We start from the raw sequence: 22,784 nt of genomic DNA on the forward strand, positions 1-22,784 counted from the left end.
ATGAGAGATCAAATTTAAGGACATTTCTACCCTTACACCATTATTTATAAAAACTTTAATAGGAATTTTATAGTAGTCCGTTGTATTTACGTACAAACCATTCGGTAGCAAGGCTTATAGCCAAAAGGACAAGCAGCCATACCCAGTCTATTAATGGAGATTTTTTTGTGATTTCTTTCTGAATTGCTTTATAATCTTCATTATTAACCAAAGAATCAATTAATTTATCCACAGTCCCCGGATAAAAAACCTTTCCTCCTGTGTTGCCGGCTACCTGCTGAAGACGAGTAAGATCCGGATTAACAAACTGTTTTTCAATTTCAAAATCCAATACTTCAAAAGTACCGTTATAACTTGTCTTAGAAGTGTTTTCTGTTATTGTAAAACTATATTTACCGGCATTAAGCCCATCAAGATTTACTTTATATTCCCCGGAACCTTTCAGGAAATCATAGTTTTTGGTCGAATTATTAGATTTATTCTTCAGAGCTATAGTAAGTCTTGCATTCTCATCAAACTCATAATTTTTATTAAAATACTGGGCAGTAATCTGAATAACTTCTCCTGAATTGTAAAAACTTTCATGATTTACAACTAGTGATCTTCTTTTTGAGTTTGATGCCAGATATTGGATAGTCTTATCAATGAATATGTCAAACTGCTCAAATGACTTTGTAGTAAGATGGCTTTCAACCCTCCATTTCCAAATATTTTCTCCCAGAATAAATGCATTACGCGATAGCCCTGTTTCAGAAAATACCATTAACGGACTCTCCACTTTTACATTCCTGATACGCGCCTGAAGTAAAGTATTTGAATTTGACTTTAAAGTTACTGTACCGAATGGATTCTCTAATGGCGGAAATTGTTCAAACCCAATATTATCAATTGCAAATGAATTAAATCCGCTTTCAAAATCAGCTAAATAATCTTCACTCTGCGAAGTCATCTTAAAGCCAAGTGTGCTTTGTGACTGATTAAGAAGATTAAAATCTGTACTCAAACCGGTTACTGTCAAAGTATTCAGACCTGCATTCTTGTTTTGCTCAAGTATGGTTTTAAATGAAGCATCCGGCTGATATAATATCAATACGTTATAATCCTGAAGTGACTTTACTTCATTAGGTTTAAGTATAGTTACTTTACGTTGTTGATTGGTTTCAATGGCACGTTTGAGTGCTCCAAGATCAGGATGATTTATTGAAGATATAAGAGCAACTTCAGAGCGTTGATCAATAACTTCAACCGCAAAGTTCTTGGTATTATTATATTTGTTTTTTTCAGATTCAGCTGATGATAGTACTGCTTTATACGTTTGTACGCCTACTTTATCAGCATTTAAGAGAACAGTTAGTGACGCTGCTTTTTTGTCTTTGGAAAAACTTACTGCCTGCTTATGCAGAACTGTGTTACCCTGCATGATATTGAATACGGCATTTACAGTTTTATTTCCGCTATATTGAAGAAATACTTCTACCGGAAATTTATTTTTTAAGAAGGCATACTTATTTACATTGATCTGGCTTACCCTTAGGTCCAGAAATGTAGTTGTATCACCTAATACTAATGGATATACAGTTGTATTTTCTCTAAAACTGTAGATATAATCATTACCAATAGTCTGATTACCATCGGTAAGCATTACTACCGGATAATTCGTGTTTCGGTAAAGCTGTTTCAGATTTTGTGCGGCCTGATCTATATGTGTTTGCTTCCCTTTAAAATTAAGCGAATCCGCCCTTTCAAAACCATCTGCAAAGCTGTACAACTGAATATCATACTTGTCTTTAAGTTCTTTATTGCTCTCTAGTTTCTCCGCAATAATTTTTGCTATACTGTCCTGTCCCAGCTCTTTAACTGACTGTGAATTATCAACAAGTATTGGAAGCGGTGTTTTTACCGTCTCAAGGTCTTTAGTGGTAATTACAGGATTAATTAAAAGCAGGAAAATTGAAAAAAGCGTAACAAAACGAATAAAAGCCAAAAAGAAGAACAAACGTCCCTTCTTTTTGGCTTTGAAAAGATATTGGTAAAACGATAATCCAAAGGCTGCAAATGCAGATAATACTAACAATAGAATTGTAGATGCAGTCATTTTAAATTATCTGTGTTTACGAATTAGTATTAATTTGTGTATTAAGTCAGCATACCGCCATCCACATTTAGTGTCTGCCCAGTTACATAAGCTGACATATCAGAAGCAAGGAAAAGACAAGCATTAGCTACATCTTCTGTAGATCCTCCCCTTTTTAAAGGAATATTATCAGCCCATCCTTTTACTACGTCTTCAGGTAGCTTTGCTGTCATTTCAGTTTCGATGAAACCAGGTGCGATTGCATTACAACGGATATTTCTTGAACCAAGCTCTAAAGCGATAGACTTAGTAAATCCTATTACACCTGCTTTAGAAGCCGCATAGTTGGACTGTCCTGCATTACCTTTTACACCAACAACTGAACTCATGTTAATGATTGAACCTGAGCGCTGTTTAAGCATTGGCCTTTGAACAGCCTTGGTCATATTGAAAACCGACTTAAGGTTAACTTCAATTACTTTATCAAAATCCTCTTCAGAGATACGCATCAAAAGGTTATCCTTTGTGATACCTGCATTATTGATAAGAATATCAATCGTACCGAATGTTGCCAGTACATCATCAACAAGTTTTTGGGCTTCATCAAATTTAGCAGCATCTGACTGGTAGCCTTTTGCCTGCACTCCATAACCCTTAAGTTCTTCCTCAAGCTGTTGCGCAGCTTCAACCGAAGAGCTGTAAGTAAACGCAACATTAGCACCATGTTTAGCAAAAACCACTGCTATACCACGGCCAATTCCACGGCTAGCGCCGGTTATTATAGCCGTTTTTCCTTCTAATAGTTTCATAAATATTTTCAGTTTGTTTCTTTACAAAGTCACAAATATAGCAAAATGTTTAAGGTTTTATTCCGTTTGGGCTTCCTCTTTTTCAGGGAACAAAAGCGATGCCAGTACAGATAATATAAGTACACCTGCTACCACTAACAATGAATGCATCGACTCAATATGGTATAAAGGCGAAATTACCATCTTAACCCCTATGAATGCCAATATGATAGCCAACCCATATTTCAGCTTACTGAATAAGTGAATGAAATTGGCCAATAAAAAGTATAATGCCCTAAGTCCTAATATGGCAAAAATGTTTGACGTATAAAGTATGAACGGATCATCCGGTGCTATGGCAAATATTGCAGGAATAGAGTCAACAGCAAAAAGAAGGTCTGTAAATTCTATAACCCCTACAACAACTAACAATGGTGTTGCCAGTTTCTTACCATTCTCAATTGTAAAAAATTTATCCTTATCATAGTTTTTACTTACACTAAAGAATTTATGTACAACCTTGGCACCCGGGCTTTTGTTGAAGTCTTTCTCTTCATCGTCATCCTCTTCGGCAAACCATGATTTAATCCCTGCATAAATAAGGAATATACCAAATAGCGTAAGTACAATATTGATTCGAAGTGAATACCCAAACATTTCCATTTCAGGAAGATATGTAAGCTTGATAAGCCCTACTCCACTGAAAATAAATACAGCCCTAAGCACTAATGCACCTATAATCCCCCAAAACAATACTTTATGATGATTTTCTTTAGGCACATTAAAGAACCCGAATACTAATATGAACACGAAAAGGTTATCTACAGAAAGCGCCTTTTCTATCCAATATGCCGACTGAAACTGAGAGAATTTCTCCACTCCCATGTAATAGTAGATAAATCCGCTAAATATCATTGAAAGGCTTATCCATACTAACGACCATATTATGGCTTCTTTATTAGAAACAACGTGGCTCTTCTTATTAAAAATACCAAGGTCAAGCAAAAGCATTATCACGACCACAACTGAAAAAACAGCTATCAGGCCGGGATGGTTTATTAAATTATCCATTTAAGATATATATGTTTATTGGTTTGAAATTAAAGATAGTTCTGTACTATTCTTTGTATGGTCTGTCCTAAGAAAGTATCTTCAGTAGGATCACCAATTGCACTGAATTTCCATTCACCTTCCTTTTTGTAAAGCTTGCCCATAATAATAGAACGCTTATTTGCATATTGCCCTTCAGCAGATACATTATAAGAAGCAAACTCTGAAACTACTTTTGTAGGTGTACCTTCATACATCCTTATTTTAGAATAAGGAATTTGCGAGAAATCCTCTTTACCCGCATTATTCAGGAAAAAGAAAATCTGGGTTACATTCGGATTTACCTTTAAAAGATCGACGGTTATGATTTCATTGTCAAGCCCATCATCTCCTCCTGTATCTCCGGCAAGATCATCGCCTGTATGCTTCATGGCTTTATCATACGTTTCAAGTTTCCCTTTTTGAAGCCCAAATCTCTTAAGCACCTCTTCTTTGTATAATGGAGAGTACAGATGGTCTGTAATTTTATTCTGATCATCTATAAGTACACAGCTAAGATCAAGGTCAATACTCTGAACTTTCTTAGAAAGCCCAAGAAAGCCACCTTTACTTTCAATTGCGCCCCAGTTTACACCTACACAAAAATTGGTAAGCGATTCGCCGCTGCTTTTCTTCAGGTCAATCTTCTGACCTTTGGTTAGATTTATTGCCATTTTCTTAGTTGTATTTATTTAAGAAGTCCTGAAGTCCACCTTTCATACCTGCGCCAACTGCTTCAAATTTCCATTCATCATTTCTTTTGTAAAGCCTCCCGAATTCAACTGCCGTTTCAATAGAAAAATCTTCATCAAGCTCATATTTCACAAGCTCAGTATTGTTGGTATCTACAATCCTTATAAATGAATTACGTATTTGTCCGAAATTCTGCCTTTTCGTATCTGCATGGTGGATAGTAACTACAAAACAGATTTCTGCAACGTCAGCACTTATTTTAGAAAGATCAACTAGAATTTTCTCATCATCACCATCTCCTGCACCTGTAAGGTTATCACCTGTATGCTCTACAGCTCCGTCAGGAGATTTAAGGTTGTTATAAAACACAAAGTAATTCTCATTTACAAGCTTTGCATTATTTCCTAATACAAAAATCGATACATCGAGGTCAAAAGCTTCTCCTGTATTGCTTGAGTTAGTATCCCATCCAAGGCCCACGGTAAATTTCGGGGCTGCTATATTTTGTCTTTGTCCTTTTTCTAAATTAATTGCCATTGGTTATTTTGAATTAATATTAATGTTAAGCATTGCTCTTAAAATATTAGTTTGCTCATCTACATTCCGAAGTTCGTCAAGGAAATCTACCCCGGATATCTTTTCAAGATATCCCGAAAGTACATCTTCTACATCAGGAGCTATCTGGCTTTTTATGACCGCCTGTTTTTCTCTTAGCGAATCTGACTTTATCTTAAGATCAATTATAATACTCGTTTTGTTTGATGTGTTTTTAGACATATCTATACCTTTGGACATATCCTCATCCAAAAAATAAAATGACTTTGAACGGTTTATAAAAATAAACTTGTCGTTAGAATCTATAAAATCAAAAACTTCCGCAACCTCGTCTTCACAAACGAATCCACAGCTAAATTTTAATTTGAAATTATAGATATTGAGCCTACCTAAGAGCTTACGCTCAATAGTAACAAATTCATTTTCATAACTGTTCCTGCCATTAACACCTGTAAGCTGTAAAAATTTTTCGCTATCAAGCTGCCTGAAAAACTCGCCGCGCATGCTCTGTGAGAAGGCCATTGTATCTCCCCAACTGAAGGCTGACAATGTACCGCCGGCGAGCATCCCGTACAACAGTTTTATTTTTTCAGACATTGCTTTAGAATGTTTTCGGGCGGCCTCTGTAAAATTCACACCTACCGCTTCACTTTCAAGCTTGCGTATAAGATCCTGATTAATATAAATTTCATCGGAAAGCAAAAGATACTGCTGTTCTTTGGCTTTTTTAAGCTTAAGGAACAAATCAATTAAACTGCTGGTATATTGTACATGAAACAAGTCCAGCTTATTAACATCCAGATTTTTATTGGATTCAAACAGATTGTGGATGACCTGTGTCCTTACAAATACAGCAAAAAGATCTTTATGGTTAAAAAAGTTAGATAACGTTTTTAAAACCACCAGCCTTTTACTGCTCTCCTTAATTATTTGAGCATATATTTCCTCCTGCTCCTGCGTCATTTATATTTCCTCCCTGTCTCTAGCTAATAACACCTTTTTTTAGTTCCTCCTCAAGGCTCTGCAGTCCTGCATCAAGTTCCCTTCTGGTCTGGGTACCCTGCTCATGGATTTGTTTTACCTCAGTAAGAGTATCAATTAGCGATTTAGTTGTCATTTTAAGTGTTTCCAGAGACACAATTGTGTTTTCGTTTTCTTTGGCCACCTCAATACTGTTCATTTTCAGCATTTCTGCATTTTTTTGAAGTATAGTATTGGTAGTTTCAGATACTTTACGCTGTACCTCAATATTCTGCCTTTGCCTTTGAAGCGCTACCGCTAGTGTAAGCTGGTTTTTCCAAACCGGCATGGTAGTAGTCAGTATAGACTGTGCTTTTTCAGCAAGAGATGTATTGTTGTTTTGAACAACCCTTATTTGTGCCAATGACTGCAGCAGGATAAAACGCACCACTTTCATGTCAGCAAGCCTTTTGTCAAGCCTGTTGATAAAGGTTCTTTTATCAGATATTTCATAATCCTGATAATTAGCAGGATTACCTTCCATTACTGCAAGCTCTTCGCTAAGTTCCTTGAAACGAATCTGTCCTGCAACAATATATTTCTCAATCTCTTTTATAAGGTTAACATTACCGTCAAACATGGTTTGAAGCGATGTGTTGTCCTTAACTGAATTGATCATGCCAGCTTTTACTTTATTGCTTATCCTGTCTACATTGGCAGTAATCTTGTCATACTTCTGAAATATTTTTTTCACATCAATAACAAGCTTGTTAAGCAATGGTATCCTTGAAATAAATTTCTGAAAACCGGTTTTATTAAGCTCATCTACATCAATGTAGTTTAGCTCGGCAAGAAGCTCGTTGATAAGCGAACCTACTTCACCTCCCTGCTGTGCCCTTACATTAGAGAGGAATGTATCACTCTGTTTAGAAATGGTATTCTGGATCTCAGCTCCATAATTTAATATAGAGTTTACGTCTTTTTCATTAAGCTGGTTAGCAATAGGCCTGTACGTAGTATCAAGATCTGCCGGGGTTACATTAGCCAGGTTAACATTACCTTCTTTATCAATAGGTCCGGCTATACCGGTTACTGTTAATTCTTTATTTTCCATGTTTTAGATTTACAGGTAATTTTGTTGAATTGTTAAAGTAGTTTGTTCAAGCTTTTTGTCAGCAGTTGGAGCTCCCACTGCATTAAATTTCCATTCACCATTTTTTTTATAGAACACTCCTAGCACCATAGATACGCTTCCTTCAAAAGCCTTCTCGTTAGCAATATCGTATTTTGCGAAAACCTCCTGAACACGTGTCGGAGTACCTTCGTATATCCTTATTGATGCAAATGGGATATCTTTAAAGTCCTGTCCACGGAAACTGTTGATAAAGAATCCCAGATAATTAGCGTTTGGACTAAGTTTTGTAAGGTCTACAGTTATTACTTCGTTATCAAGGCCGTCATCTCCATTAAGGTCACCTGTAAGGTCATCTCCACTATGTCTTATAGCCTGATCATTACTTTTTAACTGCCTGAAACTTACTGTATCTATATGTTTTTTGTTTTCATCATACACAGCACAGCTACCGTCAAGATCTACTGCTTCTTTTTTAGTTCCGAAGAATCCTTTTTTTTCAATTGCACCCCAGTTGATGCCTACACAAATATTTTCAAGCTTAGAGCCGTTGCTTTTTTCAAGATTTATACGCTGCCCTTTTTCTAAATTAATTGCCATTGGTTAAATTGGTATTGGTTATAGTTGATTAGTTGAATTTGTTTAAATAATCCTGAAGCCCTCCACGCATTCCTGCCCCTACCGCTTCAAATTTCCATTCGTTATTTCTCTTGTATATCCTGCCAAATTCTACTGCAGTTTCTATTGAAAAGTCTTCTTCTAATTCATACTTAAGCAATTCAGTACCGCCCGCATCCATAATGCGAACAAATGAATTCCTTACTTGACCAAAGTTTTGTTTCCTGGCGTCTGCATCATGTATAGTAACAATAACGCTCAATTCAGAAACCCTTGGGTCAATTTTAGAAAGATCCACTACTATTTGTTCGTCATCACCATCGCCGGCACCTGTAAGATTGTCTCCAGTATGTTCAACAGCTTCATCTGGTGATTTTAGATTGTTGTAAAATACAAAAAATTCATCGGCAAGCAGTTTCTTATTATCCCCCATTATGAATACAGATGCATCTAAGTCAAACTGGGCACCGGTAGATGTAGCATTTACATCCCATCCAAGGCCTATTGTAAACTTAGGAGCATTTAGTACTTCACGTTGCCCTTTCTGTAAATTGATAGCCATAATTTAATTGTTTATTGGTTAAACTCTTGTTGATATAATTTAGATTTGATTTGTAATCATCTATAGTATGATAGTTGTTGCTTACCGCCAGATCGAAAAGCTTTTGCAGTATAGACCCCGGTATTTTACCTAACAGCCTGAAAAAATCATTCTCTTCCAGTTTAAGGATATATTTTACGACACGTGTATTAAAAGTAAATGTAGCCGAATTGATTACTGAACTTAGGCTTTCGATATCTTTAACATAGAAGTAATTGTAATAGTTTTCGATATTAGGATGGATGTCTTTATTAAGCAATTCTGCATAATAAAGAAATAAAAACTCCCCTTTAACTCCATATTCATCAAGTATTCTGGTTATTATATGTTCGTGGCTGCCGGTAATCTTTATATCGTCTATAAAAAGGCACAGCTTGCCACTTATATAATTCCTGTCTATATAATATGTATCATTAGAAATAAGCTTTACCCTGTCATCATAACTAAGATTTCCATAATCTGTAGTGTACGTCTGATTCCTGAAGATTTTCGATTCAGCCAAAGCTTTTTTGCCATGGTCAAACAAAAATTTATTCATCCGAAGCTTAAAATAATGGCACAGGTAATTTGAAGCCGTAGGTATGGAAAGATACGGGCTTGGCAATATTACAATCTCATCGTGAGAAAGTATAAGCTCTTTATGTTTGGCAATGAATCCTTCAAAGAGTTCTTCTGCAAATTTATCGGCATACGAATTTACCCCAAATTTAAATTTGCTATACTCAGCTTCGGAAAAAGGACAATCGTTTTTAGTAGTAATTTTATGCTGGCTGTAAGTTATGTTCATTTTGGTTATTAGTAATTAAATAGGCATTAAACCCAAAATTCTTGGCTCCATTATAATCAGACACTAGGTTATCACCCACGTGCAACACTTCATTTTTTTGTATATTTCCTATTTTGAGTATGTTTTCATAAGCATGGTTATACATTTCAAGTCCCGGTTTGGAAAAACCCGTCTCATCTGAATAAGCCTGAAACGAAAACACGCCTTCAAGTCCATAGTGGGATATTATTTTCCGTAATGAACTGCCTTTTATAAAAGCAGTATTACTTAAAATATTTGCAGTAATCCCCTCGTCTTTGAGTGATTTTAAAATTTCTGGAATAGAATCAGAAAGCAATAGTGGCTTGTGCTCAGTAAGCAAATCTTCGGTGTGTTTGTAAAAAATGCTGAGCTCTTTAGTAGTAATCGACTCAATACCTACACCTAATGCATTCAGGATTAAATAGTAGATTTCATAAGTATCAAAATTACGTCCGACTTTTTCGTTAATGGTGTTAGTAAGGACATCATATTCCCTTATTACTGCCGAAACATCTTCAATAGATTTGTCAATCGAAAAATAGTCTTTAAATAAAAGATCTCTTTTATTTTTAAACTGAGGATTAGACTTAATTAGTGTAAGCCATAAATCAAAAGAAATGTGTTTGTATTTATATAATTCCGGTATCCGCTCCATCTTAATTTAGTGTCATAAAAATATAAATCCGGGTAAATATAAACTTTATATTTTTTTTAACCAATAAATTATCATTAAGAATGTAAGTATTTTTCCACATCTATTTACAGTTACAGATGCTATTAGTAAAACTCTTTATCCTTTAATGACTTATATTTGTAATACACAAAAAATCAATCTTTAGTATAACATAAATTAAACACTATGCCTTCAGGAATTTTAGGACTCAGAACAATTGGTTACAAAGTTTCAGACATGAATAAAGCTAAGGAATGGTATGCAAAAGCTTTTGCTACTGCTCCTTATTTTGACGAACCTTTTTATGTCGGCTTCAATATTGCAGGTTATGAACTAGGACTGCAACCAGATGATTCGGTAAAAGGCGACAATGTTGTTACCTATTGGGGTGTTGAGGATATCCATTCTGAATATGAAAGATTTATAAGCCTTGGCGCTACTATGCATGAAACCCCTCAAAATGTAGGAGGTGAGATCATGGTTGCTTCAGTAAAAGACCCATGGAATAATATCATTGGACTTATTTATAATCCTGAATTTAAACTTCCGTAATTATGAAAGTCCACCCTGTAACTCATTTCACCAAAGATGGCAAAGAAGTCATTGTGCGCGAAGCCACAGAAGATGACGCGTTGGAATTGATAGAACTCAAGAAAAGTTACATCAAAAACACCAAAAGCATTCCATTATATGAGTTTGAATATAAAAACGATATTCAGATGGAAAAAGAATGGATAAGCAAATTTACAACTGAAGCAAACAGCATATTACTTGTAGCTGAGCATGGAAATAAACTCATCGGGAATATTGATTTGAATGGTAATCAACGAAAAAAATTATTTCATACTGGAATGATAGGTATGGGTATAGCCTATGAGTGGCAAAACCGAAAAATAGGAAGCTTTTTAATGGAAAGCGTCATGAATTGGACAAAAGAAAAATCTCCTTTAAATATTATATGGCTTGAAGTTTATAGCACCAATACCGGCGGAATTAAACTTTATGAAAAATTTGGTTTTGAACGTTGCGGACTCATAAAAAACTTTTTTAATGAAGAAAATCCTGCCGATAAAATAACTATGGTTAAGCACATATAAGACCATATATTTTTCCATTTAAATCAATCATCATCAGGCTTGCATAAATTTCATTACACGAAAGTTCCTTTTCGTTTCAAATTAAAGGTTTAACTATTAAAATTTTGCTAAAACATAGAGCCTGAAATGTACCTTTTTCGTAAATTGTTCAGAGAAATCAAAATAAAACTCATTAAAAGCCATGAAAAAGAGCATTAACCTAAAAAACGAGAGCAACATGAAATATGCAAAATTTGTCCTTGCCGCCATAGCAGGTTTTGGACTTGTAAAATTGTTCGGTTATATCACTGAAGCAGAATTTGACGAAGAAGGTGACTTTGATTCACATGACGAAGACGAATATCCTCTTTTTGTCTAATCTTACATCAGATACCTAATAAATATAAGCACCTCTTGCAGGTGCTATACTCATTTATACCCAACCGTTTCTCCCTACTCCTCCTCAGTATATTTATATAAGTATTTCTTTTGAAATCTTAATCTCATTAACAAAAATCACTGAATTTAAAGCTTTTATCTAATTAAAAGTTAAATCAGGAAACTTTAAGAGAACCTTAATAAAGCTTCGGTTTTTCAATAGCTACCTTAGTGGTATAATAAAATATGAGTATGTAAAAATACTTATATCTAAAATTGTAAGTCATGAAAAATCCACATCAAGATCATGGGGAATTTATTCCTGATGATGACATCCGGGCTTCACATAATCCGAATCCTGATAAAGAAATTAAGGAAAACTGGGATGAAAAAAGCCATATGAGCCGGAGCCTTGAGAAAAACATTTCTGAGAACGAGAGAAGGAATCTTAATCCTGATCGCGAAAAAAGAACAGGCAGCAATTTGAATCCTGACCGAAACAGCGGCGACAGATAGAAATTAATTAAATATTTATAATTCATTAAAAAGTAAAGCTATGAGTAACACAAAAATGATTCTAGGTATTGCAGCGGGAGTTGCAGCCTTAGCAGTAGTAGGTATTATCCTTAAGAAAAGAGGTCATTTAGACGGTATTATTAGTAAAGCAGAAGAGTTTGGAGGAGATCTTGCAGATAGATATTCAGATATTAAAGAATCTGCTCGCAAAAAATTTGATGAAGTTGTAGAAAAAGGCGGTGAAATTGCAGAAAAAATCGCATCTCATACCGATAAAGCAGCGGACACAGCTAAAACAACACCAACAGCCAGAGCATAAGCTTTAACTCTTGTCATAATAATAGGCGTCTTATTTCGGTAGGGCGCCTATTATTTTTTAACTTTATAATAAAAATATCGTTATGAAGAATTATGCATTGATAATAGTCTGCATTATCAGCCTGACAATAGCATGCAGTACTAAAAACACTGCCTCTAATGGCGCTGCAGATAATAAGGTGGCCACAAGAAACGACACGATTCGTATTGCAAATGATTCACTCGAATATGAAGTTATAATCATTGACATTGGGTTCAATACCTGGCTCGCATCAAGGGCCAGGCCAAGAGGTTATTACGGACAATCCTATTTGGAGAATAAGAACAGGTTTTGGGTTACCGAATGGAATAACAGGGTCATGAGCCCTCAACGCTATGGCGATTTATACCAAATGCGGATTGATTATAAACCACAGATAAATTATGGATACGAAGTGAATTATTTACTGTACAATTACCTGGTATTTTTTCAGCAAACCCACAATCAGAAGCTTGGAGGAATTGTCCCACAATAAAACATAATATTAATTTGGAATAATTTTAAATAATAGCTTTAAAAGGTTGCCCTGCAATAGTAAAACCGGTATATTTGCTGCTTTAATAGCCAAAATGGGAAATTTAAAAGAACGTTGGGGAATTAAAAACAACTTTCAGTATGTTGTTATATTAATTGTATTTGCACTTACCGGATCAACATCTGCTTACCTGTCTAAACCGGTATTGGCCTGGATGGGCATTACCAAAGATACCTTTTCGCTTTGGATATATTATCCGTTATATATTATCCTGATATTCCCAATATATCAGGTACTGCTTCTCTCTTATGGATTTATTTTCGGTCAGTTTAAATTCTTCTGGTGGTTCGAAAAGAAAATGCTTAGATCTTTAGGGCTTGGTTTCTTATTCAAAAAAGAAAAGCCCTCAGAATAGAGAGCTTTCCATATCATTTTAAATCTTTTACGATTTAAGTTTTGATTTATAATTCTTTTTAAGCTTATCGAGCTTCGGCGTTATTACTGCTGAACAATAGGGCTGATTCGGGTTTTGGGCATAATAATCCTGGTGATAATCTTCAGCCGGATAAAATACAGATGCTTTACTAACCTTTGTTACGATCTTTTTACCATATATATCCTGGTCAGTCAGTAATTTGATAAAATTTTCGGCAGCTGTCTTTTGAGCATCTGTTGTGTAAAATATCTCACTACGGTACTGGGTTCCTACATCTGCCCCCTGCCTGTTAATTGTTGTAGGATCATGAGTGGCAAAAAATATTTCTAATAAATCCTCATAAGCCACTTCGTCAGGGTTAAATTCAATTTTTATGGCTTCTGCGTGCCCTGTGTAGCCGCTGCAAACCTCTTTATAAGTAGGGTTTTCAGTTTTTCCGCCAATGTAGCCGGAAGTAACTTTTTCAACCCCTTTCAAATCAGTAAAAAATGCTTCTGTACACCAAAAGCAACCGCCTGCAAAAATGGCAGTCTCAGTTTTTTTGTTATTCATTTTTAAATCTCCTTTGTTAGATTTTACAATTCCCACTTCGGGATTTTGTTTCGACTGGCATGATAAAGAAACTAATGCCAGTACCAGTACTAATGCGTTTTTCATATTTTGTTCCTCTAAATTAAATAATGTCGGCCAATCGTGAAATACGATTAACTAAACTTTACACTATACATACGAAATATTGTGCCAAAAAAGATTTAATATCTTTCAAAATGTTTGTTTCTTTGTGGTAAACCGCATTTTAATGATACAGGCTTCAAACATCCATAAATATTACGATAAACTTCACGTTTTAAAGGGCGTAGATCTTCATATAAAGAAGGGCGAAATTGTTTCAATAGTTGGTGCTTCGGGCGCGGGAAAAACTACCCTTCTTCAAATATTAGGCACTCTTGACAAACCTAAGAAAGAAGCCGACACTACGCTTGTAATAAATAATGAAGATGTCCTCAAAATGAAGGACAAAGCCTTATCAAAATTCAGGAACCTGCAATTGGGTTTTATTTTCCAGTTCCACCAGTTATTACCGGAATTTACAGCATTAGAAAATGTATGTATTCCTGCTTATATCGCCGGGAAATCAAAGTCTGAGACAGAGACCGAAGCAAAACGTCTTTTAGAATATTTAGGGCTTTCACACCGCGTAGACCATAAACCGGGAGAGCTTTCGGGTGGTGAACAGCAACGTGTTGCAGTAGCGAGGGCTTTGATTAACAAACCTGCTGTTATTTTTGCCGATGAACCATCAGGAAATCTTGATACAGCATCTGCCGAAAACCTTCACCAACTCTTCTTCAAACTTCGCGATGAAATGGGGCAGACATTTGTAATTGTTACCCATAATGAGGAACTGGCCAATATGGCAGACAGAAAGCTTGTTATGAGCGACGGACAAATCATTTCGAACGGATAGTTTTCAGTCACAGTCGCAGTTTACAGTACGTGATAAAATGACTATTTTTGCTCCATGGATATGAAAATGAATGCCGATGAGTTGCGCTCGTTTCTTGACGAGAAAGTGATACAATATAACAATCAGGATTTTATAGACAGTGACCCGGTACAGATACCGCACTTATTTACCCAAAAAGAAGATATTGAAATAGCAGGTTTTCTTGCTGCAACCATTGCTTGGGGAAATCGCAAGATGATTATCAACAATGCAAAGAAAATGGTACATCTTATGGGGAATAGTCCGTATGATTTTGTAATGAGCCATAATGATCATCATTTGGAAAGTCTCGAAGGTTTTGTGCATCGCACTTTCAACAGTATTGATTTTACAACTTTCATAAAAGCCTTGCGTCATACATATCAAAATCACGGAGGCCTCGAAGCTGTGTTTTCAAAACACCAGCAACCGGAAGGCATGCAGAAAGCCATACACGAATTCAAAAAGGTTTTCTTTGAGATAGAACATCAAAACCGTACACAAAAACACGTTTCCGATCCTTTGGCTGGCTCAGCTGCTAAACGCATTAACATGTATCTTAGATGGATGGTACGAAACGATAATGCAGGTGTTGACCTTGGCATCTGGAAAACCATATCTACCGCTACCCTATCCTGCCCTCTTGATGTGCATTCAGGAAATGTAGCACGTAAACTTGGGATCCTAACGCGAAAACAAAACGACGCAAAGGCATTGCACGAATTGGATACCCAACTGCGCCTTATGGATGCAAATGATCCCGTAAAGTATGATTTTGCCCTTTTTGGACTGGGAGTGTTTGAAGGGTTTTAAAATATTAAACCCTTACGCCATTAAGTTTACTGTTCTTTCTGCTGAAACCAAAGTAAATTGCAAGTCCGATAAGTAACCACACCGAGAAATAAACCCAGTTCCATACACTAAGCTGTGCCATCATATACAAACAGCATATCAGTCCTAAAAGCGGTATAAGCGATAGATTTTGCCTGTATGACCATATTGCCAAAAACACAAGTGTGATAAGGAATATCCACATTGGAATTTTATGCTTGAACAAATCAAATCCACTTTCGTATTTTAGGTTATCTGCGATAGGAAGTGTGTCTACCATAGCCTTATAATCAGCTGTATTGCCCTCATACTGGCTAAGTATATGCTCTAAATCCTGAGTACCGGCAACAGCATTCTGCGTATCAGCTTTGAGTATATGTTCGTATACTGCCTTCGTCTCTCCTTCGGTTAGTGATGTTACTATCGTTGAAGGACTGTTAACTTCTTTATCGTTAGAAAGGAAAGACATTGAAGTCTCTTTGTTATAAGTAAATGAAAATATAAGTCCTGCAATAAGCGCAACCGGCAGTATGTATTTTGAGTTTACATAAGGTGTCCTGAATTTCCCCCTTGGAATATCCTTTTTATTCTGCAGCACTAATACTCCTGCACACACAAGTACAAAAGCAAATAAGGTCCCAATACTGCAAAGATCAGTAACTGTCGTAAGGTTTAAGAAAAGAGCCGGTATTGCTACTACAAATCCGGTTACAATAGTAGCATATGAAGGTGTCTTGAATTTAGGATGCACCCTTGAATAACGTTTTGGCAATAGACCATCACGGCTCATGCTCATCCATATACGTGGTTGTCCCATTTGGAATACCAACAAAACACTCGCCATTGCTACCACAGCACTTACTGCAATAATACCTGACATCCATTTCAGATTCAGTTTATCAAAAACAAAAGCCAGAGGATCACCAACATTAAGCTCATTATAACGAACCATTCCTGTAAGCACCAAGGCAATAAGAATATAGAATATTGTGCATATAATAATAGCCCACATCATCCCTCTAGGAAGATCACGCTGAGGATTCTCACATTCTTCTGCCGTAGTTGAAATAGCATCGAATCCAATATAAGCAAAGAATACAGCAGATACACCTTTAAGCACTCCGGCAGCTCCATTGGGAGCAAAAGGATCCCAGTTATCAACATCTACATAAAATACCCCAACAGCAATAACTAAAAGAATAATACATAATTTAACAATAACCATAAGGTTACTGGCATTACGCGATTCTTTCATCCCACGATATACAAGTGCAGTTATAAGTACTATAATTAATAATGCAGGTAAATCGGCAACTAAATGCAAAGAACCAATAGTTGGTGCATTTGTGTATGCCTGGTAAGCAGTCTTAAGGCCTGCATCGAGGTTATCAAAAGTTTTACCTCCCTGCATTAAAGCCACAGCTTCATGATATCCGTTTGAAGCACTAAGATAATCCATCTGGATCCATTGCGGCAGGTGTATCCCTCCGCTATCGAGCAATCCTGTAAAATAATCACTCCACGATATTGCAACGGTAACATTACCAATAGCATATTCCATAATAAGTGCCCAACCAATTATCCACGCAACAATTTCTCCAAATGCCACATAAGAATAGGTATATGCACTTCCGGATACCGGCACCATGGATGCAAACTCTGCATAAGCAAAAGCGGCAAATCCACAGGCTATAGCAGTAAACAAAAAAAGAAATATTACAGCAGGCCCACCATCCGCACTTGCTTTACCAATGGTACTGAAGATTCCGGCACCAATAATAGCGGCAATACCAAATGCAGCAAGGTCTTTTACCTTTAAATGTCTTCCCAACGACTGATGCCCGTCAGCATTATCTACCTGATTTAATATATCCTGAACATTCTTTTTTCTGAATAAATCTTTTAATGCCATTTAGTTAGGTGTATTTTTTAAAATTGCTATAGCAATGCAATTAACAAATATATAAACTTAATCCAAAAAAGAAAGTTCTGATTGCGTAATTCATATAGATAACCCAATTTTATATACATAGGAATTTTCTATCTGAACATAAGAAAATATGATGTTTATCATAACATAGTAATTGCCTTATTATCTATTTTTGCAACTGTAAAAAATAATAAACCCTAAAAAATACATTATGTCATTAGTAGGAAAAAAATTCCCAAACATTGCAGTTGACGCTATCTCAGAAATGGGAGACAACCTTCAGATCAACATCTTTGAAGAAGCAGTAAACAATAACAAAAAAGTACTACTATTTTGGTATCCTAAAGACTTCACTTTCGTATGTCCAACTGAGCTTCACGCTTTCCAGGCTGCTTTAGGTGAGTTCGAAAAAAGAAATACAGTTGTTATTGGTGCATCATGTGATACTAACGAAGTTCATTTTGCGTGGTTAAACACTCCAAAAGATAAAGGTGGTATCGAAGGTGTAACTTACCCTATCCTTGCTGATACTAACAGAAATCTTTCTAACATCCTTGGAATCCTTGATATTGAGTCTTCTGAATACAATGACGAGACTGATTCAGTTGTTCTTACAGGTTCTAATGTAACGTACAGAGCTACTTACCTTGTTGACGAAACAGGAAAAATTTTCCACGAAAGCGTTAACGACATGCCACTTGGCCGTAACGTAGCTGAATACCTAAGGTTGATTGACGCTTACACGCACGTTCAGACTAAAGGTGAAGTTTGTCCTGCAAACTGGGAAGAAGGAAAAGAAGCAATGACTGCTGACCGTACAGGTGTAGCATCTTACCTTTCTGCAAACTAATAAAAAATTAAAGATCATGTTGCAAGAACTTGAAAAGGATAATTTAGCAGAAATCGTTGCCGGCAATGGAACTGTAGTAGTACAGTACTCTGCTGGATGGTGCGGTAACTGCAGGATCATGAAGCCAAAATTCAAAAAAATGGCTACTGAGAATGAAAATGTAACGTTTGTTATTGCCGATGCTGAAAATTTCCCTGAATCAAGGAAACTGGCAAAGGTTGATAACCTGCCTACATTTGCTACATTCAAAAATGGAGCACTTGTAAACCAGGTACAAACAAATAAAGTTGAAGTTTTAACTGATCTAGTCAATGAAGTTACCGGTAATTAAGCATTTAACTCAGTTCATTGAAGACAATGACCAGGATTATATTATTGAAACCCTGGAAGTGCTTGAAGCACTTACTGAAGTGCCATCCTTAAAAGATGAAGAGCTTGACGTTATAGGAGAGCTTATCTCTAATATGTATGGTGCGCTTGAGGTAAACAAGATGATCAAAGACGGTACCGATAAAAAAGAAGCTCTGAATACTTTTATGAAAAGGGTTCTTGGTGCCATCGACAAAGAGTAAACTCACACAAATAATTAGAAACGCTTCCGGAAACGGGAGCGTTTTTTTATTAAAATATACCTTAAAATAGGGATTGTTTGCTTTACATGATGGCTATAACTTTGAGAATTCAAATTTACACACTTATGAAGAAACTATTACTTTTTTTATTGGCCATTACGCTGATAATTTCATGTTCAAAAGATGACGACTCCAAAGCGCCAATTGATGAAACCGGTGGTGACGTTTTCCGTTCACAAATTGTAACGGTGGATGCAGGTACTGAACTTAAAGAAAATGAATATGATGCCATTTTTAACGGACAGGATATAAAAATTCTTAAGACTGAAGAAAATAAACTTTCATTTTTTGTGCCTTATACTACAACTCTTGGTAATCAGGATTTGATAATACCAGCCTTAAGTGCTACAATACACTATACAGTTAAAGATGTAATACTTGATGCATCAGCCGAAGAGACAATTGAACCACTATTGGCAAATATGGATACTTTTAAGCTAACACTGGACGACAGTCAGGAGTCTGCAGATGTAAAAAGCACATTGGAAAGTTTTAATAACTATTTTGAAAATGCTACTATTGATGAGCAAACTCAAATGGCAGTTATGTATAAGTCCAATAAAACTCTTTTTGATGCAATTCTGTTAACTAATTTTTCGAATCCGGGCGATAGAATTACCTTAAGTGATATAGCCCTTATAACTCAGCACAGCGCAGCAGTTTTGTTAGCTGCCGGAGGTTCAGTTGCTGCTATTTTTGGCCCTACAGGTGCTGATAAGATATTAGGTGTTGCAGTTGCAGCTGTAGGTTTTATAAAATCAATTCAAACCCAGGTAAAATTACAACAACGAAATTTAGACACTTTAGGTCTTGTTTTTGAAGGGATAACAGGAGAATTAGATAGAGGCGGGAATGAATTACTGTTTCAGGATAATACCGCTACTACAATATCGTTAGACCTTGCAGAGAAAAAGCTAACTACAACGAGTGCAGCGGCAGCTAAAGGTGACTTAGCTGTGTATTTTAAAGATTTTAACAGGTATAACTATTATGCTGCAAAAATAAACGTAATCATAGAGACGCTTAACAAAATTCCGTTTGTTTCATTTAAACCAATCCCGCTTGAAAAAATGACGGAAAATGTTCAGGCCGTAAATACTGATGTAGACCAGACAATTTATGATGACATTACATTTAGCATTGACCATCCAAATCTTTCATTGGTTTCAGTTTCCTTTTTAAATAGTGGACAAATAAGCTTAAAAATAAAGATTACTGGCTCTCCTACTCAATTTCCAATAGCCAGTAAACTTAAATATACATATAAAGATGATTATACTACGCTTTCAGGTACTATATCAATTAATGTAGAGAAAAAAAATCAACTTATTGGAACATGGAATATGGAATCTTTTAATAATGGATTCCTGCCCGGGCAATATGTTTCAACTTACGGATTCCAAATGTGTCCAAATATCGTTACAGGTGGGTACACAACACTACATGCGACAGTTACTTTTACTGAAAACACCTTTAACGTGACAGGGTCAGATATTATAGTTAATGGCAACGTAGGTAAAGATGAAAATTGTAATGTTATTCAAGATGATCCAGACACTTCAACAACTGATAATTATTCTGAAGATTGCACATATACCCTAAGTGGAAATACAATAACCATCACTACACCGGGAGAGCCTGAACCGGGTGTGGAAACATTAACTTTTATTACTCCCGATAAAATTAAAATTGGTGGTGACGTTTTTGTCAGACAACCATAGCTTATAATAGTAAACGCTCCCAAATCGGGAGCGTTTTTTATTTCAGAATGTTTAGCTTTACATTTTAAACTAAAACCTAATGCACCTCTACATAAAAAACATGGTATGTCCCCGTTGTATTACAGCCGTTCGTAATGAACTGGAGCAAATGGACATCATCATAACTTCTCTTGAACTGGGAGAGGCTGAAATAGTCAATGATCTTTCAGCAGATGAACAACATCAATTAGAACAATCCCTCAAAAAAATTGGATTTGAGCTTATTGGTGACAAGAAAAGCCGCATTATTGAACAGATCAAAACTGAAATTGTATATCTGGTCCATCACTCTGACGAGATACTTAAAACCAACTTATCAGTTTGGTTAAGCGAAAAGCTACATTATGATTACACTTATCTAAGCAATCTTTTTTCTGAAATTGAAGGCACAACAATAGAAAAATATTACATAGCCCAACGTATCGAGAAAGTAAAAGAGTTACTGGTATATGACGAACTTTCACTTGCCGAAATAGCTGATAGCCTTGGCTACAGTAGTGCTGCCTATCTTTCGAGCCAGTTTAAAAAGGTGACAGGCCTCACCCCAACCTTCTACAAATCTATAAAGGAAACCAAACGCAGGAATATAGACGAACTGTAAATATCATTAGCTTTTCCTGAAATAGCGTAAGAGACATATTGATTGTTATTCCGAAATTTGTATTATAAATTAACAACAATCATAATGACACATACATATAAAGTTAGCGGAATGACCTGCGATGGCTGTATAGCGAAAGTAAGCTATCTGCTTAAACAAATCCCCGATGTAACAGATGTAAAAATTGACCTGGAAAATAGCGAAGCTGACGTTACAATGAGTAAACATATACAAACGGAAAACTTACAGTATGCTCTTAAAGATTATCCGAAATACCAGCTTACTGAAGCAGGAAATAATCCTTCAAAACCTGACAAAAACATCTTTGGTGAGCAATCTGAAGAAAACAAAAACTGGGCTACAACCTACAAACCTATATTGTTGATTTTTGGATATATAACTGTAATTTCTTCAATCAGTTCTTTATGGTCCGGCAGTTTTGAAATCATGACATTTATGCGTGTTTTCATGGCAGGATTCTTCCTTGTTTTTTCTTTCTTCAAAATGCTTGACCTACAAGGTTTTGCCAACAGCTATGCTATGTATGACATCGTTGCAAAAAAGATTCCGGTGTGGGGCTATATCTATGCATTCCTGGAACTAGCGTTGGGACTGGCATTTGCTCTTGATTTCGAACCTGTTTTCACCAATGCATTTACTGCTATCCTGATGTCTGTAAGCCTTATTGGTGTGCTGCAAAGCGTACTGAATAAAAAGAAAATACAATGCGCCTGTCTTGGTGCAGTCTTTAACCTCCCTATGAGCACAGTAACTATCATTGAAGACGGATTAATGATAGCTATGAGTGTCGGTATGCTATTTATGTATCTTTAAAAATAACACCATACACATTCGCAATGCTTCCACTCGGAAGCATTTTTTTATTTTGGGAATCACATTTTATGATGCTTACCTGTTTAGAAATCCTTACTTTTGCTTTTCTAAAACAAAATACAGAAAATGGCTAATATTCTACTGGGCGGAAACCCAATTTCAACTTCAGGCGAACTTCCTCAAACTGGTACAAAAGCACCTGAATTCACTCTTGTAAAAACAGATCTTTCAACAGTGTCACTAGCTGATTTTAAAGGCAGTAAGCTTGTATTAAATATATCCCCAAGCATTGACACAGGAACTTGTGCAACATCTGTGAGGAAATTTAATGAAAAAGCATCTTCTCTTGAAAATACTAAAGTACTGTGCATTTCTCGCGACCTGCCATTCGCACAAAATCGTTTTTGTGGTGCCGAAGGTCTTGAAAATGTAATTTCTTTATCCGATTTCAGAGATGGTAGCTTTGGTAATGCATACGGACTTACAGTTGCTAATGGGCCACTTCAGGGACTACACTCAAGAGTTGTGATTATTCTTGATGAAGAAGGAACCGTGAAATATACTGAGCAGGTTGGCGACATCAAAGATGAACCTAACTATGATAACGCACTTGCTGCACTGTAATAAACC

29 protein-coding genes are annotated in these 22,784 nt (G+C 36.1%); 16 read left to right on the forward strand and 13 right to left on the reverse strand.

Translation table 11 applies throughout. The annotated features are described in order from the left end of the window. Positions 1 to 67 precede the first annotated feature (67 nt). From ACX0HA_RS14290 to ACX0HA_RS14340, 11 genes are read right to left on the reverse strand one after another with little or no spacing between them, the layout of a single operon-like run. Positions 68 to 2,095, reverse strand: coding sequence for a hypothetical protein (locus ACX0HA_RS14290; protein ID WP_458845974.1), 2,028 nt, complete (start codon positions 2,093 to 2,095; stop codon positions 68 to 70). 41 nt (positions 2,096 to 2,136) lie between these two features. Next, the gene (fabG, locus tag ACX0HA_RS14295; protein ID WP_458845975.1) at positions 2,137 to 2,883 is read right to left on the reverse strand and encodes a 3-oxoacyl-[acyl-carrier-protein] reductase; all 747 of its coding nucleotides are present in this window, start codon (positions 2,881 to 2,883) and stop codon (positions 2,137 to 2,139) included. 57 nt (positions 2,884 to 2,940) lie between these two features. Further along, the gene (locus tag ACX0HA_RS14300) at positions 2,941 to 3,933 is read right to left on the reverse strand and encodes a TerC/Alx family metal homeostasis membrane protein (RefSeq protein WP_458845976.1); all 993 of its coding nucleotides are present in this window, start codon (positions 3,931 to 3,933) and stop codon (positions 2,941 to 2,943) included. Between the two features lie 29 nt (positions 3,934 to 3,962). Next, the gene (locus tag ACX0HA_RS14305; protein ID WP_458845977.1) at positions 3,963 to 4,625 is read right to left on the reverse strand and encodes a TerD family protein; all 663 of its coding nucleotides are present in this window, start codon (positions 4,623 to 4,625) and stop codon (positions 3,963 to 3,965) included. A 4-nt stretch (positions 4,626 to 4,629) separates the two neighbouring features. Continuing rightward, on the reverse strand, positions 4,630 to 5,181 hold the full coding sequence (locus ACX0HA_RS14310; protein ID WP_458845978.1) for a TerD family protein: 552 nt from the start codon (positions 5,179 to 5,181) through the stop codon (positions 4,630 to 4,632). Positions 5,182 to 5,184: 3 nt separating this feature from the next. After that, positions 5,185 to 6,162 (reverse strand): hypothetical protein, encoded by a 978-nt coding sequence (locus ACX0HA_RS14315; RefSeq protein ID WP_458845979.1) that lies wholly within the window; start codon positions 6,160 to 6,162, stop codon positions 5,185 to 5,187. 19 nt (positions 6,163 to 6,181) lie between these two features. Continuing rightward, positions 6,182 to 7,273, reverse strand: a complete 1,092-nt coding sequence (locus ACX0HA_RS14320) for a toxic anion resistance protein (RefSeq protein WP_458845980.1) — start codon at positions 7,271 to 7,273, stop codon at positions 6,182 to 6,184. A 9-nt stretch (positions 7,274 to 7,282) separates the two neighbouring features. Further along, on the reverse strand, positions 7,283 to 7,891 hold the full coding sequence (locus tag ACX0HA_RS14325; protein WP_458845981.1) for a TerD family protein: 609 nt from the start codon (positions 7,889 to 7,891) through the stop codon (positions 7,283 to 7,285). 28 nt (positions 7,892 to 7,919) lie between these two features. Beyond that, positions 7,920 to 8,471, reverse strand: a complete 552-nt coding sequence (locus tag ACX0HA_RS14330) for a TerD family protein (RefSeq protein WP_458845982.1) — start codon at positions 8,469 to 8,471, stop codon at positions 7,920 to 7,922. Further along, positions 8,440 to 9,297, reverse strand: a complete 858-nt coding sequence (locus ACX0HA_RS14335) for a phosphoribosyltransferase family protein (protein ID WP_458845983.1) — start codon at positions 9,295 to 9,297, stop codon at positions 8,440 to 8,442. Before ACX0HA_RS14335 ends, ACX0HA_RS14330 begins: the two co-directional genes overlap by 32 nt. Continuing rightward, on the reverse strand, positions 9,272 to 9,973 hold the full coding sequence (locus ACX0HA_RS14340; RefSeq protein WP_458845984.1) for an HAD family hydrolase: 702 nt from the start codon (positions 9,971 to 9,973) through the stop codon (positions 9,272 to 9,274). The genes ACX0HA_RS14335 and ACX0HA_RS14340 overlap by 26 nt, the downstream gene beginning before the upstream one ends. 204 nt (positions 9,974 to 10,177) lie before the next feature. On the opposite strand from ACX0HA_RS14340, the gene ACX0HA_RS14345 reads away from it, so the two are divergent. The 7 genes from ACX0HA_RS14345 (at position 10,178) to ACX0HA_RS14375 (ending at position 13,209) form a co-directional block, all read left to right on the forward strand. Next, positions 10,178 to 10,543: a VOC family protein gene (locus tag ACX0HA_RS14345; protein ID WP_458845985.1), complete on the forward strand. Its 366-nt coding sequence runs from the start codon at positions 10,178 to 10,180 to the stop codon at positions 10,541 to 10,543. Between the two features lie 2 nt (positions 10,544 to 10,545). Beyond that, positions 10,546 to 11,088, forward strand: a complete 543-nt coding sequence (locus tag ACX0HA_RS14350) for an N-acetyltransferase family protein (protein WP_458845986.1) — start codon at positions 10,546 to 10,548, stop codon at positions 11,086 to 11,088. A 181-nt stretch (positions 11,089 to 11,269) separates the two neighbouring features. Next, the gene (locus ACX0HA_RS14355) at positions 11,270 to 11,446 is read left to right on the forward strand and encodes a hypothetical protein (RefSeq protein WP_458845987.1); all 177 of its coding nucleotides are present in this window, start codon (positions 11,270 to 11,272) and stop codon (positions 11,444 to 11,446) included. Between the two features lie 284 nt (positions 11,447 to 11,730). Further along, positions 11,731 to 11,961 carry a hypothetical protein gene (locus tag ACX0HA_RS14360; protein WP_458845988.1) on the forward strand — a complete coding sequence of 77 codons (231 nt, stop codon included), beginning with the start codon at positions 11,731 to 11,733 and terminating at the stop codon, positions 11,959 to 11,961. A gap of 40 nt (positions 11,962 to 12,001) precedes the next feature. Then, positions 12,002 to 12,280: a hypothetical protein gene (locus tag ACX0HA_RS14365; protein ID WP_458845989.1), complete on the forward strand. Its 279-nt coding sequence runs from the start codon at positions 12,002 to 12,004 to the stop codon at positions 12,278 to 12,280. Positions 12,281 to 12,362: 82 nt separating this feature from the next. Continuing rightward, the gene (locus tag ACX0HA_RS14370) at positions 12,363 to 12,794 is read left to right on the forward strand and encodes a DUF6146 family protein (RefSeq protein WP_458845990.1); all 432 of its coding nucleotides are present in this window, start codon (positions 12,363 to 12,365) and stop codon (positions 12,792 to 12,794) included. 94 nt (positions 12,795 to 12,888) lie between these two features. Next, entirely contained in the window at positions 12,889 to 13,209 is a 321-nt protein-coding gene (locus tag ACX0HA_RS14375; RefSeq protein WP_458845991.1) for a DUF6787 family protein, read from the forward strand. Positions 13,210 to 13,236: 27 nt separating this feature from the next. Here the strand turns inward: ACX0HA_RS14375 and msrA are convergent, their stop codons facing one another. Continuing rightward, positions 13,237 to 13,887, reverse strand: coding sequence for a peptide-methionine (S)-S-oxide reductase MsrA (msrA, locus tag ACX0HA_RS14380; RefSeq protein ID WP_458845992.1), 651 nt, complete (start codon positions 13,885 to 13,887; stop codon positions 13,237 to 13,239). Between the two features lie 142 nt (positions 13,888 to 14,029). Between msrA and ACX0HA_RS14385 the strand changes: the two genes are divergently transcribed. Then, on the forward strand, positions 14,030 to 14,698 hold the full coding sequence (locus ACX0HA_RS14385) for an ABC transporter ATP-binding protein (protein WP_458845993.1): 669 nt from the start codon (positions 14,030 to 14,032) through the stop codon (positions 14,696 to 14,698). A 66-nt stretch (positions 14,699 to 14,764) separates the two neighbouring features. Further along, entirely contained in the window at positions 14,765 to 15,529 is a 765-nt protein-coding gene (locus tag ACX0HA_RS14390) for a TIGR02757 family protein (protein WP_458846004.1), read from the forward strand. A gap of 4 nt (positions 15,530 to 15,533) precedes the next feature. Here ACX0HA_RS14390 and ACX0HA_RS14395 read toward each other — a convergent pair whose 3' ends face one another. Then, on the reverse strand, positions 15,534 to 17,459 hold the full coding sequence (locus tag ACX0HA_RS14395; protein ID WP_458845994.1) for an amino acid permease: 1,926 nt from the start codon (positions 17,457 to 17,459) through the stop codon (positions 15,534 to 15,536). A 229-nt stretch (positions 17,460 to 17,688) separates the two neighbouring features. On the opposite strand from ACX0HA_RS14395, the gene ACX0HA_RS14400 reads away from it, so the two are divergent. The 7 genes from ACX0HA_RS14400 (at position 17,689) to tpx (ending at position 22,778) form a co-directional block, all read left to right on the forward strand. Then, positions 17,689 to 18,327, forward strand: coding sequence for a redoxin domain-containing protein (locus tag ACX0HA_RS14400; protein WP_458845995.1), 639 nt, complete (start codon positions 17,689 to 17,691; stop codon positions 18,325 to 18,327). A gap of 16 nt (positions 18,328 to 18,343) precedes the next feature. Next, complete coding sequence (locus ACX0HA_RS14405; RefSeq protein WP_458845996.1) at positions 18,344 to 18,658, forward strand: thioredoxin family protein; 315 nt, start codon at positions 18,344 to 18,346, stop codon at positions 18,656 to 18,658. Continuing rightward, on the forward strand, positions 18,639 to 18,899 hold the full coding sequence (locus ACX0HA_RS14410; protein ID WP_458845997.1) for a DUF6952 family protein: 261 nt from the start codon (positions 18,639 to 18,641) through the stop codon (positions 18,897 to 18,899). The genes ACX0HA_RS14405 and ACX0HA_RS14410 overlap by 20 nt, the downstream gene beginning before the upstream one ends. A 125-nt stretch (positions 18,900 to 19,024) precedes the next feature. Then, positions 19,025 to 20,680, forward strand: coding sequence for a hypothetical protein (locus ACX0HA_RS14415; protein WP_458845998.1), 1,656 nt, complete (start codon positions 19,025 to 19,027; stop codon positions 20,678 to 20,680). A 79-nt stretch (positions 20,681 to 20,759) separates the two neighbouring features. After that, positions 20,760 to 21,320 carry a helix-turn-helix domain-containing protein gene (locus tag ACX0HA_RS14420; RefSeq protein WP_458845999.1) on the forward strand — a complete coding sequence of 187 codons (561 nt, stop codon included), beginning with the start codon at positions 20,760 to 20,762 and terminating at the stop codon, positions 21,318 to 21,320. 84 nt (positions 21,321 to 21,404) lie between these two features. After that, positions 21,405 to 22,154 carry a heavy-metal-associated domain-containing protein gene (locus ACX0HA_RS14425; RefSeq protein WP_458846000.1) on the forward strand — a complete coding sequence of 250 codons (750 nt, stop codon included), beginning with the start codon at positions 21,405 to 21,407 and terminating at the stop codon, positions 22,152 to 22,154. A 126-nt stretch (positions 22,155 to 22,280) separates the two neighbouring features. Continuing rightward, positions 22,281 to 22,778, forward strand: a complete 498-nt coding sequence (tpx, locus tag ACX0HA_RS14430; protein ID WP_458846001.1) for a thiol peroxidase — start codon at positions 22,281 to 22,283, stop codon at positions 22,776 to 22,778. Positions 22,779 to 22,784 lie beyond the last annotated feature (6 nt).

The organism is Flavobacterium hauense, from assembly GCF_054457175.1.